This window comes from Novosphingobium sp., from assembly GCF_030696665.1.
In the GTDB taxonomy this organism is placed as follows: Bacteria; Pseudomonadota; Alphaproteobacteria; order Sphingomonadales; family Sphingomonadaceae; genus Novosphingobium.
Genome location: NZ_JAUYRV010000022.1, coordinates 32,371 through 49,035, shown reverse-complemented (window position 1 = coordinate 49,035; position 16,665 = coordinate 32,371). Strand labels below are relative to the sequence as shown.

Annotated in this window: 13 protein-coding genes and 1 tRNA gene; 6 read left to right on the top strand and 8 right to left on the bottom strand. The window is 61.3% G+C overall.

Features of this window, described 5'->3' with window-relative positions; translation table 11 throughout:
• Positions 1 to 36 precede the first annotated feature (36 nt).
• Positions 37 to 1,461, top strand: a complete 1,425-nt coding sequence (locus tag Q8R81_RS05175; RefSeq protein ID WP_305616376.1) for an FAD-binding oxidoreductase — start codon at positions 37 to 39, stop codon at positions 1,459 to 1,461.
• Between the two features lie 110 nt (positions 1,462 to 1,571).
• Positions 1,572 to 2,351 carry a SapC family protein gene (locus Q8R81_RS05170; RefSeq protein ID WP_305616375.1) on the top strand — a complete coding sequence of 260 codons (780 nt, stop codon included), beginning with the start codon at positions 1,572 to 1,574 and terminating at the stop codon, positions 2,349 to 2,351.
• Positions 2,352 to 2,624: 273 nt separating this feature from the next.
• On the opposite strand, the gene Q8R81_RS05165 is transcribed toward Q8R81_RS05170, so the two are convergent.
• Positions 2,625 to 3,497 carry an N-formylglutamate amidohydrolase gene (locus Q8R81_RS05165; protein WP_305616374.1) on the bottom strand — a complete coding sequence of 291 codons (873 nt, stop codon included), beginning with the start codon at positions 3,495 to 3,497 and terminating at the stop codon, positions 2,625 to 2,627.
• Positions 3,498 to 3,793: 296 nt separating this feature from the next.
• Between Q8R81_RS05165 and cpdR the strand changes: the two genes are divergently transcribed.
• The gene (gene cpdR / locus Q8R81_RS05160) at positions 3,794 to 4,177 is read left to right on the top strand and encodes a cell cycle two-component system response regulator CpdR (protein WP_292626123.1); all 384 of its coding nucleotides are present in this window, start codon (positions 3,794 to 3,796) and stop codon (positions 4,175 to 4,177) included.
• A 113-nt stretch (positions 4,178 to 4,290) separates the two neighbouring features.
• Positions 4,291 to 4,365 (top strand) — tRNA-Val (locus Q8R81_RS05155).
• 88 nt (positions 4,366 to 4,453) lie between these two features.
• Here Q8R81_RS05155 and Q8R81_RS05150 read toward each other — a convergent pair.
• Entirely contained in the window at positions 4,454 to 5,218 is a 765-nt protein-coding gene (locus Q8R81_RS05150; protein ID WP_305616373.1) for a crotonase/enoyl-CoA hydratase family protein, read from the bottom strand.
• A gap of 185 nt (positions 5,219 to 5,403) precedes the next feature.
• On the opposite strand from Q8R81_RS05150, the gene Q8R81_RS05145 reads away from it, so the two are divergent.
• Both Q8R81_RS05145 and Q8R81_RS05140 read left to right on the top strand, forming a co-directional pair.
• Positions 5,404 to 6,627, top strand: coding sequence for an NADP-dependent isocitrate dehydrogenase (locus Q8R81_RS05145; protein WP_305616372.1), 1,224 nt, complete (start codon positions 5,404 to 5,406; stop codon positions 6,625 to 6,627).
• 135 nt (positions 6,628 to 6,762) lie between these two features.
• Positions 6,763 to 8,544, top strand: coding sequence for a cation:proton antiporter (locus tag Q8R81_RS05140; protein WP_305616371.1), 1,782 nt, complete (start codon positions 6,763 to 6,765; stop codon positions 8,542 to 8,544).
• Here Q8R81_RS05140 and Q8R81_RS05135 read toward each other — a convergent pair.
• The 6 genes from Q8R81_RS05135 to gdhA form a co-directional block, all read right to left on the bottom strand.
• Entirely contained in the window at positions 8,541 to 9,494 is a 954-nt protein-coding gene (locus Q8R81_RS05135; protein WP_305616370.1) for a glutaminase, read from the bottom strand. The two genes, Q8R81_RS05140 and Q8R81_RS05135, sit on opposite strands and share 4 nt — an antisense overlap.
• 25 nt (positions 9,495 to 9,519) lie before the next feature.
• Positions 9,520 to 12,165 carry an alanine--tRNA ligase gene (alaS, locus tag Q8R81_RS05130; RefSeq protein ID WP_305616369.1) on the bottom strand — a complete coding sequence of 882 codons (2,646 nt, stop codon included), beginning with the start codon at positions 12,163 to 12,165 and terminating at the stop codon, positions 9,520 to 9,522.
• A gap of 43 nt (positions 12,166 to 12,208) precedes the next feature.
• A complete protein-coding gene (locus Q8R81_RS05125; protein WP_305616368.1) occupies positions 12,209 to 13,036 on the bottom strand; it encodes a class I SAM-dependent methyltransferase in 828 nt (275 codons plus the stop codon).
• Between the two features lie 13 nt (positions 13,037 to 13,049).
• Positions 13,050 to 13,676: a glutathione S-transferase family protein gene (locus Q8R81_RS05120; protein ID WP_305616367.1), complete on the bottom strand. Its 627-nt coding sequence runs from the start codon at positions 13,674 to 13,676 to the stop codon at positions 13,050 to 13,052.
• Positions 13,677 to 13,827: 151 nt separating this feature from the next.
• On the bottom strand, positions 13,828 to 14,898 hold the full coding sequence (gene recA / locus Q8R81_RS05115; protein ID WP_305616366.1) for a recombinase RecA: 1,071 nt from the start codon (positions 14,896 to 14,898) through the stop codon (positions 13,828 to 13,830).
• Between the two features lie 309 nt (positions 14,899 to 15,207).
• Positions 15,208 to 16,563, bottom strand: a complete 1,356-nt coding sequence (gene gdhA / locus Q8R81_RS05110) for an NADP-specific glutamate dehydrogenase (RefSeq protein WP_371135309.1) — start codon at positions 16,561 to 16,563, stop codon at positions 15,208 to 15,210.
• Positions 16,564 to 16,665: the final 102 nt, after the last annotated feature.

The window sequence follows — 16,665 nt, the reverse complement described above, 5'->3', positions numbered from 1 at the left end:
AATGAATTGCCCTCGCGCGCACCTCGCAATAGCCGGATGCAGATGAGCGACACGTTTCTGAACGAAGCGGCCCGCCTGCTCGGGCCAAAAGGGCTGACGACCGAGACAGCCGACCTCGAACCGTGGCTGACCGACTGGCGCGGCCGCTACACCGGCAAGGCGCTGGCCCTGGCGTCGCCTGCCGATACCGGCGAGCTTTCGGCACTGGTAAAGCTTTGTGCCCGGCACAGCGTGCCAATCGTGCCACAAGGTGGCAACAGCGGCATGTCAGGCGGAGCAACGCCGTTCGACAGCGGGCACGAGCTGATCATCTCGCTGCGCCGGATGAACCACATTATTGATGTCGATAGCGCAGCGCGGACCGCGACGTGCGAGGCTGGCGTCATCCTGCAGGTGCTGCACGAAGCGGCTGAGGCGCAAGACTTGCGATTCCCGCTCACATTGGGCGGCAAGGGTTCGGCGACGATCGGCGGCCTGATCGCCACCAACGCTGGCGGTACGCAAGTGCTGCGCCACGGATCGATGCGCGCGCTGGTGCTTGGCGTCGAAGCTGTGATGGCCGATGGCTCGGTGCTCGATCTGCTTACCCCGTTGAAAAAGGATAATCGCGGGTTCGACCTGAAGCAGGTGCTCATCGGATCTGAAGGCACGCTTGGCATTGTTACTGCCGCCACGCTTAAGCTCGCGCCGGCGATTGCAGGGCGCACCGTGATGTGGGCGGGCACAGCCTCACTGCATGATGCACGCAGCCTCCTGCTGCTGGCGCAGGACATGGCCGAGGACCAGTTGGAAGGCTTCGAAGTGCTGCCCCAGCACAGCCTCGAAGCCGTGCTCGATTACCTGCCTGACGCGCGCGCGCCGCTGGCCGATCCGCACGCATGGCACGCGCTGATCGAACTCGTCGCCGGAGATGCCGATACCGCTGCGCGCCTGCCCGCAATCGCCGAAAACCTGCTGTCCACCGCATTCGAACGCGGATTGATTGCCGATGCCACCATAGCCGCCAGCGAGGATCAGGCAGAGCGGCTCTGGCTGATCCGCGAGACGATCTCGCCGGCAGAGCGCGCGATTGGACCGGCGATGCAGCACGATATATCCGTGCCGGTGGAAAAGATGCCTGCCTTTGTCGAAGCGGCGGTGCCGCGCCTCGAAACCGACTGGCCCGGGACGCGCGCAGTCTGCTTCGGCCACCTTGGAGATGGCAATGTCCACTTCCACGTCATTGCGCCGCCGGGGCGCGAACGGACGGAATGGGAAGCCGCAGACGGCAAGGCCATCAGCGCGCAAGTGCATGATATGGTTGCCGCATGGGGTGGCTCGATCTCAGCCGAACATGGCATCGGGCGGCTGAAGCGCGACGAACTGGCGCGCCTGTCCGACCCGGCAACTCTGGCGGCGATGCGTGCGATCAAGCAGGCGCTTGACCCGCACGGACTGCTGAACCCGGGAAAGCTGCTGTAACGTTGCTTGCACGCTCCTGCGTCAGTCCCTAATAACCGCCGTTCCCGCGTGGTGCGGCCAGCGCCGTTATTTTGCCGTGCGTTGTGTGTTGCTTATTGGAGAGATGCAAAATGGCCAGCGCGCCGCAAGCCAACCTGCCGATGTTCTACAACGATCTGATGCCGCTCAACAGCCGTGACCACGCTACGTGGAAGGCAAAGAATGCGGATGCAGCGCCCTGGCTCATTGGCCAGCACGCTATCCCTTTGACGGCAGAAGAATTTCCGCAGGCTGCTCGCCACTACCCGATCCTCTTGGCATCGGCCGACAATCCGGTGCCGCTCGCGCTGATGGGCCTCAACGAAGGTGTGAACGTCTTTGTTGACGAGACCGGCAAGGTCACCCAGCCGATCTACATTCCTGCGTATGTGCGCCGCTATCCGTTCCTGCTCGCCAAGCTGAATCCCAGCAGCGAAGAACTGTCGCTGTGCTTCGATCCGTCGTCGGGCCTTTTGGGCGATTCGCACGAAGGGCAGGATTTGTTCACCGATGGTCAGCCGTCGGAAGCGACCAAGGCCGCGCTCGGTTTCTGCGAACAGTTCGAACAGGCCGGCCAGCGCACGCAGGCCTTTATCGACGAGCTGAAGAAGCATGACCTGCTGATGGAAGGCGAAGTGGCCATTCAGCAGGAAGGCAACGAACAGCCGTTCATCTATCGCGGCTTCCAGATGATCAATCAGGAAAAGCTGCGGGAAATCCGTGGCGATGTGTTGCGTGGCTGGGCGCAGAGCGGGCTTCTGCCGCTGCTCTATGCGCACCTGTTCTCGCTTGAACTGATCAGCCAGATTTTTGGTGCGCAAGTTCAACTGGGCAAGGGTCCGGTTCCTGCGGTGCCCGCTCCGGTGGCCTGATTCGCGCAAAAGCGCAATCAGGCAACAGTCCGAAAGAAAAACGCGGCGACCTCACGGTTCGTCGCGTTTTTTCTTGGAGTGTTGCAAAAATCCCTCGAAAACCCTTGCAGCCCCCCAACACCTCACCTATCTTGAAGATGTTGCGTTGCGGCTCCCCTCATGGCCCAGCGCAATTGGTACACTTCGGTGTACCTCCTCCCTGAACCTTGGCCACCTGGAGCTTGCTCCAGGTGGTTTTTTCTTGGGTAGTACTGATTCCGGGGTTGGTTTGCGTTATTCCGCTGCGGCGCGCCAACGGGTGCGATCGGAAGTGCGGCCAAGGTCCGCCACGTCCACCGCCAGCCGCCTGACCAGGCCAATGACAAGTTCCACCGTCGCGTCAAAACCCGGTCCTGGTTCGGCCATGCGCGAATCGAGGTAGCAGGTGCGGTCGATCTCCAATTGCAGGCAATGCAGCCCCTCATGCCTGCGCGCATGCCGTTCCAGCACGTAACCGCCCGCATAGGGCCGATTGTGCGAAACCCTGCGTGCCGCTTCGGCAAATACGCTGAAGGCCGAGGCCACAACGCCGCCGTCACAAGACGCGCCGAACCGATCACCGATCACGAATTCCGGCGCAGCCTCACCGGGCGACCGTGCAGCCAGCGGCGGCATCGAGTGCAAATCGATCAGTAGCGCCGCGCCCCAGCGATCACGGATCGTCTCCAAGGTGTCGGCCAGCGCACGATGGTATGGCTCGTGAATGGCAGAAATCCGCTCATTCAACTCTCCGTGATCCAGCCGTCTCTTCCACAGCTCTCCCAAACCCGGCAGGCGTCGCGGCACAAGGCCGAGGCCACTGCGTGCGCGCCTACCAAATCCGCTGGGCGAAGCAGACGCATCGGGAGGCCTTCCCCCCAGCATTTCCCAATCGACATCATCGCTCGCGCGGTTGAGATCGAGCATCGCACGCGGCGCACGCGCTATCAGCAGCGCCGCGCCAAGCTCCTGCGCTACCGCCTCGCCCAGCAGATCGGCGTAACGGTCCTCAAGGCGTGGTGCGGAAAAGGCGGGATGGCGCATCCGGTCCAGCAGCGATTTGGCATAGGCCCGCCCCGCATGCGGCACCGCGATCATGACCGGAATCGGCGAGGGATTCGGCAGCATGAGCGTGAACGCCGGGACGCCGGGGTTGCCTGGCACCGACCCGCCTTGGATCAGTGCCGAATCAGCAGTTTGCTCGCCGGGATGCCGCATGACACAACCGTGCAACCGATTCGTGATGAAGTCAAAATCCTGTCTGGCTCTTCCAAAGATTGTGCATGATAGTTTTTGTGCCTCATGGCGCGATTGGCAGGGTAGGCAGCGCAAGAATGTTAACCTCGCACGCCTATATGTGCTGTCCCGGCGCACCCCGTTGCGTCTCCGCCCGTACCGAAGCCCATAACAGATACAGGTTGGCCATGATCCGCATTTTGCTCGCCGAAGACGAAGAGGCGATGCGCACTTACCTCACGCGCGCACTTGAAAACGCGGGCTTTTCCGTGGCCGCTGTTGATCGCGGAACCGAAGCGATCCCGCTGCTTGAGCGTGAACACTTCGACCTTCTGCTGTCCGACATCGTCATGCCCGAAATGGACGGGATCGAACTCGCGCAGCGCTGTGCCGAGATCAGCCCTGCCACCAAAGTCATGTTCATCACCGGATTCGCCGCCGTTACGCTGAAGGCGAATCGCGAGGCCCCGCAGGCACGCGTGCTGTCCAAACCCTTTCACCTCAAGGATCTGGTGCTCGAAGTGGAGCGCGTGTTTGAAGACGCACCCTTTGCCGGAACACGCCAACCGTGAACCTTGGCGACCTAAGCAAATTCCCCCTTGCCTTGCCCATGCCCCAAGGCTAATGGGCCGCTTCCCGACAGCGCGACGGTCTATCTGAACGCTTGAAGGTTGCACGATGGTGCGGGCGTATAGCTCAGTGGTAGAGCACTATGTTGACATCGTAGGGGTCGCAAGTTCAATCCTTGCTACGCCCACCATCGCATGAAAAACCCCGCCGCTGGCGGGGTTTTTTCTTGTCCAAAGCGCAGGGTGCGGAGCGACTGAACCACCCCGCCCCCGATTGGCTTATTTGCCCTGCCAGTTCGGCTTGCGCTTCTCGGCAAAGGCCGCCGCACCTTCGCGCGCGTCGCTCGACGTGAAGACGGGCGCAATATAAGCCTGCTGCTTGCCCCACATCTCCGCTTCGGTCCATTCGTGCGAATCGCGGATGATGCCCTTCGAAGCGATCAACGCCAGCGGTCCATTCTCGGCAATGCGCGCCGCCAGCGCCTTGGCCGCATCAAGCGACGGTCCTTCAACGATCTGGTTGACGAAGCCCAACTCGTAGGCTCGCTGCGCCGTGATGAAATCGCCAGTGAGGGCAAGTTCCATCGCGATGCGCGGCGGAATCTGGCGTGGCAACTTGATCAGTCCTCCCGCCGCTGCGGCCAACCCGCGCTTGGCCTCGGGAATGCCGAACTTGGCTGATGCGCTGGCAACAATCAGATCGCACGAAAGCGCCATTTCCATGCCGCCAGCCAGAGCATAACCATCAACCGCCGCGATGATGGGCTTCTTGGGCGTCCATTGCGACAACCCGCCAAAGCCGCGCCCCGGCACTGACGGCGATTCGCCGCGCAGGAAACCTTTCAGGTCCATGCCTGAACAGAATGTCCCGCCCGCCCCGGTCAGGATCGCGCAGCGCAAGTCTGCCTCTGCATCCAGCCGGTCCATCGCCGCCGAGATACCTTCGGCCGCCGCCTTGTTCATCGCGTTCTTGGCGTCGGGCCGGTTGATCGTGACGATCAGCACATTGCCATCGACTTCGGTAAGGACTTCGGCCTCGCTCATTGCATCTCTCCGCATGAAATCTTGCCCGGCTTTAACCGGTCACTTAAAACATTGCCCGGCCATGCCTGCCATGTCCAGTGCCCCACCCTAATTATTGCGCGAATTGCCCACCTGCCTTGCGCGAAGCAAAGCCTCTGCTAAGGGAAAACGCAAATTCTCTCCCCAGCTTGAAAGACAGGATGGTTATGGCGAAGATCAAGGTGAAGAACCCGGTCGTTGAACTCGACGGCGACGAAATGACCCGGATCATCTGGGAATGGATCCGCGAACGCCTGATCCTCCCCTATCTCGACATTGATCTGAAGTACTACGATCTCTCCGTGCAAAAGCGTGACGAGACCGACGACCAAATCACCATCGATTCCGCCAATGCGATCAAGCAGTACGGCGTTGGCGTAAAGTGCGCCACGATCACGCCTGACGAGCAGCGCGTCGAGGAATTCAACCTCAAATCAATGTGGAAGTCGCCCAACGGCACGATCCGCAACATCCTTGGCGGCGTCGTGTTCCGCGAACCCATCGTGATCCAGAACGTGCCCCGCCTCGTCCCGGGCTGGACCGACCCCATCGTGGTCGGCCGTCACGCCTTTGGTGACCAGTATCGCGCCACCGATTTCCTCGTTCCCGGCCCCGGCAAGCTGCGCCTCGTCTGGGAAGGCGATAACGGCGAAACGATCGATCGCGAAGTCTTCAAGTACCCATCCGCCGGCGTCGCCATGGCGATGTACAACCTTGATGATTCGATCCGCGATTTCGCACGCGCCTCGTTCAACTATGGTCTGAACCTCGGTTGGCCGGTATATCTGTCGACCAAGAACACCATCCTCAAGGCCTATGACGGCCGCTTCAAGGATCTGTTCCAGGAAGTGTTCGACGCCGAAGGCTTCAAGGAAAAGTTCGCCGCTGCCGGCATCGTCTACGAACACCGCCTGATCGACGACATGGTCGCATCGGCGCTCAAGTGGTCGGGCAAGTTCGTCTGGGCCTGCAAGAACTATGATGGTGACGTGCAGTCCGATACGGTCGCACAGGGCTTCGGCTCGCTCGGCCTGATGACTTCGGTGCTGATGACGCCAGACGGCAAGACGGTGGAAGCCGAAGCCGCCCACGGCACGGTGACCCGTCACTATCGCCAGCACCAGCAGGGCAAGCAGACCTCGATCAACCCGATCGCCTCGATCTTCGCGTGGACGCGCGGGCTGATGTATCGCGGCAAGTTCGACGAAACGCCCGATGTTGTGCGCTTTGCCGAAACCATCGAACGCATCTGCATCGAAACCGTCGAAAGCGGCAAGATGACCAAGGATCTTGCTCTGCTCATCGGCCCCGATCAGGCATGGATGACCACCGAGAAGTTCTTCGAAGCCATCGTCGAGAACCTCGAAGCGGAAATGAAGAACTGGGCGTAAGCGCCCGGCATTCATCGCCAGAAATCAAGAGGCCCCGGTTCACGCCGGGGCCTTTTTCGTTGGCAAGCCACAATTCAACCGCAACGGTAGACGTTACCGGGTGACTTAGGCTGCCCCCTCCCCTAACCTCATGTCATGGCAGGCAATCTCGAACCGACAACCGCGTTATCCGACGTACTCGTAGTCCTTGGCGCTGCCGGGATCGTAATTCCAGCCTTTGCACGGTTGCGCATCACGCCGATTATCGGCTTCATTCTCGTCGGCCTTGCCGTTGGCCCGTTCGGCCTCGGATCGCTCGTGGGCCAGTATCCGTGGCTCTACCACATAACCATCACCGACCCGGCCGCGATCACACCCTTCGCCGAATTCGGGATCATTCTGCTGCTGTTCGAAATCGGTCTGGAACTTTCCTTCAACCGGTTGTGGGACATGCGCCGCCTCGTCTTCGGTTTGGGCGCGATGGAACTGGGCGTTTCAGCGTTCCTCCTTTCGGGCGTATTGATGGCAACAGGTTTGCCGATCAGTGGCGCCTTTGGCCTTGGCCTTGCCCTCGCACTGTCCTCCACGGCATTGGTCCTGCCCATCTCGGGCACGCAAGGCCCGGTCGGCCGCGCCGCGCTTGCCATGTTGCTGTTTGAAGATATTGCGCTGGTCCCAATCATCTTCCTGCTCGGCGCATTTGCTCCCTACGCGGCACAGGATGCTGGGCCTAGCATTGGCGAAACCCTGATCTATGGCGGCATTGTTGTTGCGGTTCTGCTGGTCGGTGGACGCCTGCTCCTGCCCCGCCTGTTCGCACAGGCAGCGCACACCAAAAGCCCGGAACTGTTCCTTGCCGCCACCATGCTGGTCGTCATTGCCTCGGCGCTTGCCACGTCGATGGTCGGCCTCTCCCCGATCATGGGCGCATTGTTGGCCGGACTTTTGATCGCCGAGACCGAATACCATTCCGAAGTGGAATCGATCACCAAGCCGTTCAAGGGCCTCGCCCTCGGCGTGTTCCTTATCACCATCGGCATGGGCATCGATTTGCGCGTCGTCTGGGCGGAAATCGGGCCACTGACGATTGCTGTGCTGGGTGTCGTCATTCTGAAGGCCGTTGTGACGGGGTTCGCCTTGCGCGCGATGGGCAAAAACCGCGCGACCGCGCTGCAGACCGGCATCCTCATGGCCAGCCCTTCGGAAACCACCTTGATCGTGCTGACCGCAGCTGCCGAAGCCTCTCTGATTGACCGCGAGACTGCGCAGTTCTGGCAAATCGTCACCGCCATCGGGCTGACAATTACGCCCATGCTGGCAAAGCTCGGAGAATACTGGGCCGGTCGACTCGACAAGGACACAGCCGACGCTGGCCAGAGCACCGCGGTAGCAGAACCTGAGGGCGAGCGCGTAGTGGTGATGGGATTTGGCCGCGTCGGCCATCTGATCGCAGATATGTTGACAGTCCACGGTGCCAAATGGCTCGGGATCGATAGCAACCCCACCATCGTAAAGGCCGCGCGCAAGGCAGGCTTGCCCGTCCTGTTCGGCAATGTCGACAGCGAGAACGCCGTTCACCGCCTTGGCCTCGACGATGCTCGCGCGATGATCCTGACAATGGACGAACCCGTGCTGATCTTGCGCATGGTCAAGCGGCTGCGCGCCATGCATGCAGACCTGCCAATCATCGTCCGCGCCCGCGATGCGGCCCATGCGGCCGAACTCTACCGGGCAGGTGCCAGCCATGCAGTGCCAGAAACGCTCGAAAGCTCGCTGCAACTGTCTGAAGCTGTACTCGTCGATCTCGGCTTCCCGATGGGACCGGTCATCGCCTCGATCCACGAAAAGCGCGACGAATTCCGCCGGAAGATCAAGGAAGAAGGCGAGCTGAATTCACTACCGAAACTGAAATCAGCCTCGTTGCGCGAACGCGGTTAACGCAGGCGCGGCTCGAACACGCTCCATCCGGTGCGCTGTACGAGCCGCTCAAGCGCCAGCGTGCCCAATTGGGAATTGCCGCTGGCATTCAGGCCTGGCGACCACACCGCGATGCTCGCCACCCCCGGCACAACTGAAAGGATGCCGCCGCCTACACCGGATTTGCCGGGCAAACCGACACGGAACGCAAAGTCTCCAGAATTGTCATAATGCCCGCACGACATCATCAGCGCATTGATGCGCCGCGCGCGGTTGGCGGTAACAATGGAATGGCCATCCACCCGGCCGCCGTCCATCAGGTATCGCCCCGCCATTGCCAGTTCGCGGCAGGTCATCGCCAAGGCGCAGAAATGGAAGTATACCCCCAGCACCCGCTCCACCGGCGCGCGGATATTGCTGAATGCGCGCATGTAATTGGCCAGCGCCATGTTGCGAAAGCCGGTGTCCTGCTCGGCCAGCGCCACCGTCTCGTCAATCTTGATCGTTCCGGCATCATCGCCCGCCAGCATCCGCACGAAGCGCAGCATCTGCCCGATTGCCTCGCGCGGTTCGCACCGCCCCAACAGCACATCGCACAGCACGATCGCCCCTGCATTGATGAACGGATTGCGCGGGATGCCCTGCTCGCTCTCAAGCTGGACGATGGAATTGAACGCGCTGCCCGAAGGTTCACGTCCCACGCGCTGCCACAACTGATCGCCCACCGCACCCAACGCCTGGGTCAACGCAAAGACCTTGGAAATCGACTGGATCGAAAACGCCGCGTCCGCATCGCCCGCCACATGGGCCGCGCCATCGGCCATGACCACGGCGATGCCGAACTTGTCCGGCGAGACTTGCGCCAGCGGCGGGATGTAGCTGGCCACCGCTCCACGGTCGGAAATGCCGCGCATCTCCTCCGCAATGTCAGATACTATTCGGGCAATATCGAGTGTTGCGATGGTGTCCATATGGCGCACCATCGCACGAAGCCGGTTACCCTGCCACTACGCCCTTTGCCGCAGCCACGGCATCGGCCGCCTTCGAACCATCCGGCCCGCCGCCCTGCGCCATGTCCGGACGGCCGCCGCCGCCCTTGCCGCCAAGCGCTTCCACGCCTGCACGCACCAGATCGACCGCGCTGACCTTGCCGACCAGATCCTCGGTCACCGCCGCCGCGATCGAGGCTTTGCCCTCGTTCACTGCCACGATCACGGCCACGCCAGAACCCATGCGCTGCTTGGCCTGATCAAGCAGGCCGCGCAGGTCTTTCGGGTCCAGCCCTTCAAGCACCTGGCCAGAGAATTTCACGCCACCAACGTCTTCGTCAGCACTTTCAGCCTTGGCCCCGCCGCCGCCAAGCGCCAGCGCCTTCTTGGCCTCGGCCAGTTCACGCTCCAGCTTTTTGCGCTCGTCCATCAGCGCCGCCACGCGCGCCTCGACGTCCTCAGGCGTCGTGCGCAGAATTGAAGCCGTGTTCTTCAGCGCATCCTCGCGCGCCACAAACCACTGCCGCGCACCTTCGCCGGTCAGCGCCTCGATGCGCCGCACGCCTGAAGACACCGCGCTCTCGCTCACAATGCGGAACACGCCGATGTCACCCAGCGCACGCACATGGGTGCCGCCGCACAGTTCAACCGAGAAATGCTTGTCCACAGCACGGCCCATGCTCAGCACGCGCACTTCGTCGCCATATTTTTCACCGAACAGCGCCATTGCGCCGGCTTCAATCGCCTCGTCCGGACTCATCAGCCTCGTCGTCACCGCCTCGTTCGCGCGGATTTCAGCGTTCACTTCCGCCTCGATCGCCGCGATATCGTCTGCCGTCAGTGCGGTCGGCTGCGAAAAGTCGAAGCGCAGACGATCTGCTGCCACGAGCGACCCCTTCTGCGTCACGTGCCCGCCCAAACGGTTGCGCAAAGCGGCGTGCAGCAAGTGCGTGGCCGAATGGTTCGCCCGGATCGCATCGCGCCGCGCCACATCGATGTCGAGCTTGACGACATCGCCTACTCTGATCGTGCCCGATTCAACTATCGCATTGTGCGCATGAAGGCGGCCGAGCGGCTTGGCCGTGTCGGCAACCGTCAGCACAAGCCCGCCGGTTCCGGTGATAGTTCCAGCATCGCCCATCTGGCCGCCGCTCTCACCATAGAACGGCGTCTGGTTGACCAGCACCGTAACGGTATCACCGGCCGCAACTGATTCGACTTCCTTGCCGTCCCTCACCAGCGCAACGACCTGCGCCTCACCGGTGGTGGACGAGTAGCCGGTAAACTCGGTCGCACCGACGCGCTCGGCAATGTCGAACCACACTTCGCCATCAGCCGCTTGGCCCGAACCCTTCCATGCCGCGCGTGCAGCCGCCTTCTGCTGCGCCATCGCGGCGTCAAAGCCCTCGCGGTCCACTGAAATGCCACGCGCGCGCAGTGCATCCTCAGTCAGGTCGTAGGGAAAACCAAACGTGTCATACAGCTTGAACGCGGTTTCACCCGGCAGCTTGTCGCCCTCGCCCAGTGCGCCGGTGGTTTCGTCCAGCAGACGAAGTCCGTTTGATAATGTACGGCGGAACTGCACTTCCTCGCGCAGCAGCGTTTCCTCGATAAGTGGCTGCGCGCGGCCCAGTTCCGGGTACGCAGCGCCCATTTCCGCAACCAGCGCAGGCACCAGACGATGCATCAACGGGTCGCGCGCACCCAACAAGTGCGCATGGCGCATCGCACGGCGCATGATCCGGCGCAGTACATAGCCGCGCCCTTCGTTCGAAGGCAGCACGCCATCGGCCAGCAGAAAGCTGGTCGAGCGCAAGTGATCGGCAATTACACGATGGCTCGCGCGCTGCTCGCCCTCAGCCTTGACCGACGTCAGGCTCTCGGACGCAGCGATCAGCGCCTTGAATGTATCGGTGTCATAGTTGTCATGCTCACCCTGCAACACCGCGGCAATGCGCTCCAGCCCCATGCCGGTGTCGATGCTGGGCTTGGGCAGGTTGCCGGTGATCTCGCCCGCAGTCTGTTCGAACTGCATGAACACGAGGTTCCAGATCTCGATGAACCGGTCCCCGTCCTCTTCCGCCGATCCCGGAGGCCCGCCCCAGATGTGATCGCCATGATCGAAGAAGATTTCCGAACACGGCCCGCACGGGCCATCATCGCCCATCGCCCAGAAATTGTCCTTCGTAGCGATGCGGATGATGCGGTCCTCGGGCAGCCCCGCAATCTTCTTCCACAGCTCGAACGCTTCGTCGTCGGTATGATAGACCGTCGCCAGCAGCTTATCCTTGGGCAGGCCCCATTCTTTCGTCAGCAGCGTCCACGCATGGGTGATCGCCTGCTCCTTGAAATAGTCACCGAACGAGAAATTGCCGAGCATCTCGAAGAACGTGTGATGCCGCGCGGTGTAACCCACGTTGTCCAGATCGTTGTGCTTGCCGCCCGCCCGCACACACTTCTGCGAAGACGTCGCACGCGGCGTCGCACGCGTTTCAAACCCGGTGAACACGTTTTTGAACGGCACCATACCCGCGTTGACGAACATCAGCGTGGGATCGTTGTAAGGCACAAGCGGCGCGGACTGCACCACATCGTGGCCTGCGGAGCCGAAGTAGTCGAGGAAGGACCGGCGGATTTCGTTCGTGGAAGTCATGACTTGCCGATTAGGCGAGCACTCGGCGCGCTACAAGCACGTTTCATCCATTACGGTGATCGGATGAAGCACTTACCAGCCACGCCGCTGCGGGAAAAGTGACGCGTCCGTCCACCAGATGCGCTTTGACCAGTTCCAGCAACCGCTCCTCGACCTCTTGCCGCTCCGCATCAACCAGGTTCCGCAACGCCGCTGCGGCAGGACCGATTCGCCGGAACAGCGCCATGGCTTCCCCGACCGGATCGTCCCCTGCCCCGGCGACATAGGCAAAATCCACCGGCGTGAAGGCAAGATCGCGCCACCCGGCCATGCACAGTCGCACATGGTCCGGATCGGCAAAGGCAAAGGGCCCCGGCGAAAATCGCTGCGGCGCTGAAGGCTCTGTCGCTGGCAGCAAGCCCGCAAGACTTGCCGCCCAGGCATTCTCTGAAGGTTTGCGGAAACAGGAGAAGACGATGCGCGCGCCCGGTGCTGCAATCTGCGCGAGATGCGCAAAGGCCTCTGGCGGATCCGGGAAGAACATCACCCCATGGCGTGAGACATAGAGATCGGGACGGCCCCCCTCAGGCTGCCAGTGTGACGCATCGGCCTCGAGAAAGCGCACGTTCGGTATGTCCGACCGCGCTGTGGCCGCTGCGACAAGGTCGCCCGAGATGTCGATACCTGTCACCGACGCGTGGAGTCGGGCCTGCCCGACCGCAATGGACAGTTGTCCCGCGCCGCACCCCACATCGACGACCGTGTCACCCGGCTCGGCCGCGATGGCGGCCAGCAGACGCGGCGTCAGCTCGCCGAAGCTGATGTCGGTGCGCATCCATTCCTGCGCCCAGCTCTTGCCGACCGTACCGCGCCAATCGCTCGCATTGGTCATCGCACCTGCTCCCTCACGTGCCGAAGTAGTCACCGCCCTTTTCGCGCGCGCGCTGCCAGGCCGGACGAGCATGGATTGCGGCCACGAATGCAGCAAGCTTGGGGAAATGTGCGCCTGCCCCCTGCATCACAGCAATCTCGGCCGGGAAGCTCATCATCACATCCGCGCCCGTCCAGTCATCACCGATGAAGTGGCCAGAAGGGCGCAGAATCTGCTCCATATAGCCGAAGTGCGACGCCAGTTGCTCATCAATGCGCGGTTTGAGCGGCGCGGCGGCGTCGCCAAGCCGCGAGGTGTAAAGCTGCATCAGGATCGGCGTCATCGCCGAACCTTCGGCAAAATGCATCAGTTCAAGATGGCGGATCGCATCGTCTGTGCCAGCGTCGGGGCACCAGGCACCATTGCCATAGCGGTCGCACAGCACTTGCACGATCGCTCCCGATTCCTCGATGATCCGCCCATCGATTTCCAGCAGGGGCGATTTGCCCAAGGGATGGACAGCCTTCAATTCCGGCGGAGCAAGATTGGTCACACCATCGCGCTGATAGTGCCGGATTTCGTAATCGACACCGAGTTCCTCCAGCAACCAGAGCACACGCTGCGAGCGGCTGTTGTTGAGATGGTGGACGACAATGCTCACAACGATTCTCCCGGTGATTTAACCGCTAGGTTAAACGCCAAGCTTCGGAACGCAAACAAAAAGCCCGCGCGATCCTGCCGGGGAACACGCGGGCCTTTTGGTATGGCGGTAAATTTCCGGTTCTGCTTTCCGGGCCTGCCGCCTTGAAAGATCAGATGTCGTCGTCCGCGTCCGGGCCAGCCATCAGTCCTTCGGCAACCTGATCGGTGCGGCCACGGATCGCGGCTTCGATGCGGTTGCAGATTTCGGGGTTCTCGCGCAGGAAATTCTTCGAGTTTTCACGCCCCTGCCCGATGCGAATGGAGTCATAACTGAACCAGGCGCCCGACTTCTCGACCACGCCGGCCTTCACGCCAAGATCAAGAATTTCGCCGATCTTGGAAATGCCCTCACCGTACATGATGTCGAATTCGACCTGCTTGAACGGCGGAGCAACCTTATTCTTGACGACCTTCACGCGCGTGGCGTTGCCGACGATTTCGTCACGGTCCTTGATCTGTCCGGTGCGGCGGATGTCGAGACGGACCGAGGCATAGAACTTGAGCGCGTTGCCGCCCGTCGTCGTCTCGGGATTGCCGTACATCACGCCGATCTTCATGCGCAGCTGGTTGATGAAGATAACCATGCAGCGCGACCGGCTGATCGAACCGGTCAACTTGCGCAGCGACTGGCTCATCAGGCGGGCTTGCAGGCCCACGTGGCTGTCGCCCATTTCGCCTTCGATTTCGGCGCGGGGCACCAGTGCGGCGACCGAATCCACCACCAGCACATCAATCGCGTTCGAGCGAACCAGCGTATCGACGATCTCCAGCGCCTGTTCACCCGTATCGGGCTGCGAGACGATCAGTTCGTCGATGTTGACCCCAAGCTTGCGGGCATAAACGGGATCGAGCGCATGCTCGGCATCGATAAACGCCGCCGTCCCACCGCCTTTCTGCGCCTCGGCAATTACGTGCAGTGCAAGTGTGGTTTTACCCGAACTTTCCGGTCCGTAAATTTCGATCACGCGTCCGCGCGGCAGGCCACCTACACCAAGAGCAATATCCAGGCCCAGCGATCCGGTGGAAATTGCCTCCACCTGCATCGTTTCCTTGGACCCCAGCTTCATCGCCGAACCCTTACCGAACGCACGGTCAATCTGTGCAAGCGCTGCGTCGAGCGCCTTCTGACGATCCAAGTCCTTGATCTTACCCTCCTCAATGAGCTTGAGCTGCGCCGCCATGGCTTCGTATCCCTTGCTAGAGTTGGCTCACATGAACCGTCAACAAGGGTTGTGTACCCCTTGTGTTCCGTTGGAACAAGTAGGGAACGAAAATATTTCTCCGTTGCGGATGCAACATCTGCCAAACGTCTATCCCGGAAAGCAATTCTCGTCACGCCAGACGCGGCCATGCCTGTGGGAAAGCCACAGATGGGGGCATTGGAGCCGCACGGAGATGCTTCGGGAATGAAAGAACCGGCCGTAGCACTGGCGCTCGATTCGCCCTGCTGCAGCCGGTCCTGATAAACCGCCGTTAAAGCGCGGTCAGACTCACACCACGCCAAACGCCAACATTGCGTCAGCCACCTTCTTGAAGCCTGCGATGTTCGCGCCCTTTACGTAGTCGATGTAACCGCCACCTTGATCTCCATAGGCAAGACACGATTTGTGAATGCCTGCCATGATGTCTTTCAACATCTGCTGCAGTTCATCTTCCCGCCATGAACGCCGCTCTGAATTCTGGCTCATCTCGAGGCCTGAAACAGCCACACCGCCCGCATTCGAGGCCTTGCCAGGCGCGTAGAGTATCTTTGCCGCCTTGAAGACGTGTACGCCGTCAAGATCGGTGGGCATGTTCGCGCCTTCCGCCACGGCCTTGCAGCCATTGGCAATCAGTGCGCGCGCGTCATCGCCCAGCAGTTCGTTCTGCGTTGCACACGGCAGCGCCACGTCGCACGGCACGTGCCACGGCGTCTTGCCCGCCACGAAAGTCGCTTTGGGGAACGCCTCGACATATTCCTCGATGCGCCCACGCCGATGTGTCTTATGGGTTTTCACCCAGTTGATCTTTTCCTGATCGATGCCGTCCGGGTCATGGATGTAACCGCCCGAATCCGAGAGCGTCAGCACCTTACCGCCCAGCTGGACGATCTTTTCGGCCGCATGTGTCGCCACGTTGCCCGAGCCTGAAATGACCGCCGTCTTGCCTACCAGATCCTCGCCCTTGTGCGCCATCATGTTGGCAAGGAAATAGACCGCGCCATAGCCGGTCGCCTCGGTGCGGATCAGCGAACCACCCCATTCGAGGCCCTTGCCCGTCAGCACGCCGGTGAAGTTGTTGGTGATGCGCTTGTACTGCCCGAACATGAAGCCGATCTCGCGCCCGCCCACGCCGATGTCTCCTGCAGGAACATCAACGTCTGCGCCAATGTGGCGGTACAGTTCGGTCATGAAGCTCTGGCAGAAGCGCATGATCTCGCGCACGCTCTTGCCCTTGGGGTTGAAGTTCGATCCACCCTTGCCGCCGCCCATCGGCAGGCCCGTCAGCGCATTTTTGAACGTTTGTTCAAACGCGAGGAACTTCAGCACCGATTCAGTTACTGACGGGTGAAAGCGAATGCCGCCCTTGTAGGGGCCGATGGCGTTGTTGTTTTGCACGCGCCAACCGCGCTGCACACGGACATTGCCGTTATCATCCTCCCAGCACACGCGAAAAGATACCACCCGGTCAGGCTCGGCAATGCGGCGCAGAATCTGCTGCGCGTGGTATTCTTCCTTGTCTTCCATGAATTCGAAGATGTCTTCGGCCACTTCCTGAACGGCCTGGACGAATTCGGGCTGGTGTGGATTGCGCTTGTTCACGCCTTCCATGAACGTTGGCAAATCGACATGATCGGATACGGCCACGGTGCTCTCCCCCTCTATGGAGTCGTGATGACTCCTGTTGCGGTATGGTGCGCCCCGTATCGAGTGACTTCGGAATGTATTCCGAGTCGCAATCTTTTGGTC

What these genes read in the sequence shown, in the direction of transcription:
- Q8R81_RS05170 (WP_305616375.1), top strand. Translation starts at nt 1,572, where the DNA reads ATGGCCAGCGCGCCGCAAGCCAACCTGCCGATGTTCTACAACGATCTG.
- Q8R81_RS05135 (WP_305616370.1), bottom strand. Translation starts at nt 9,494, where the DNA reads ATGGACACCATCGCAACACTCGATATTGCCCGAATAGTATCTGACATT.
- Q8R81_RS05165 (WP_305616374.1), bottom strand. Translation starts at nt 3,497, where the DNA reads ATGCTGCCGAATCCCTCGCCGATTCCGGTCATGATCGCGGTGCCGCAT.
- Q8R81_RS05140 (WP_305616371.1), top strand. Translation starts at nt 6,763, where the DNA reads ATGGCAGGCAATCTCGAACCGACAACCGCGTTATCCGACGTACTCGTA.
- Q8R81_RS05175 (WP_305616376.1), top strand. Translation starts at nt 37, where the DNA reads ATGCAGATGAGCGACACGTTTCTGAACGAAGCGGCCCGCCTGCTCGGG.
- Q8R81_RS05145 (WP_305616372.1), top strand. Translation starts at nt 5,404, where the DNA reads ATGGCGAAGATCAAGGTGAAGAACCCGGTCGTTGAACTCGACGGCGAC.
- Q8R81_RS05150 (WP_305616373.1), bottom strand. Translation starts at nt 5,218, where the DNA reads ATGAGCGAGGCCGAAGTCCTTACCGAAGTCGATGGCAATGTGCTGATC.
- recA (WP_305616366.1), bottom strand. Translation starts at nt 14,898, where the DNA reads ATGGCGGCGCAGCTCAAGCTCATTGAGGAGGGTAAGATCAAGGACTTG.
- alaS (WP_305616369.1), bottom strand. Translation starts at nt 12,165, where the DNA reads ATGACTTCCACGAACGAAATCCGCCGGTCCTTCCTCGACTACTTCGGC.
- cpdR (WP_292626123.1), top strand. Translation starts at nt 3,794, where the DNA reads ATGATCCGCATTTTGCTCGCCGAAGACGAAGAGGCGATGCGCACTTAC.
- Q8R81_RS05125 (WP_305616368.1), bottom strand. Translation starts at nt 13,036, where the DNA reads ATGACCAATGCGAGCGATTGGCGCGGTACGGTCGGCAAGAGCTGGGCG.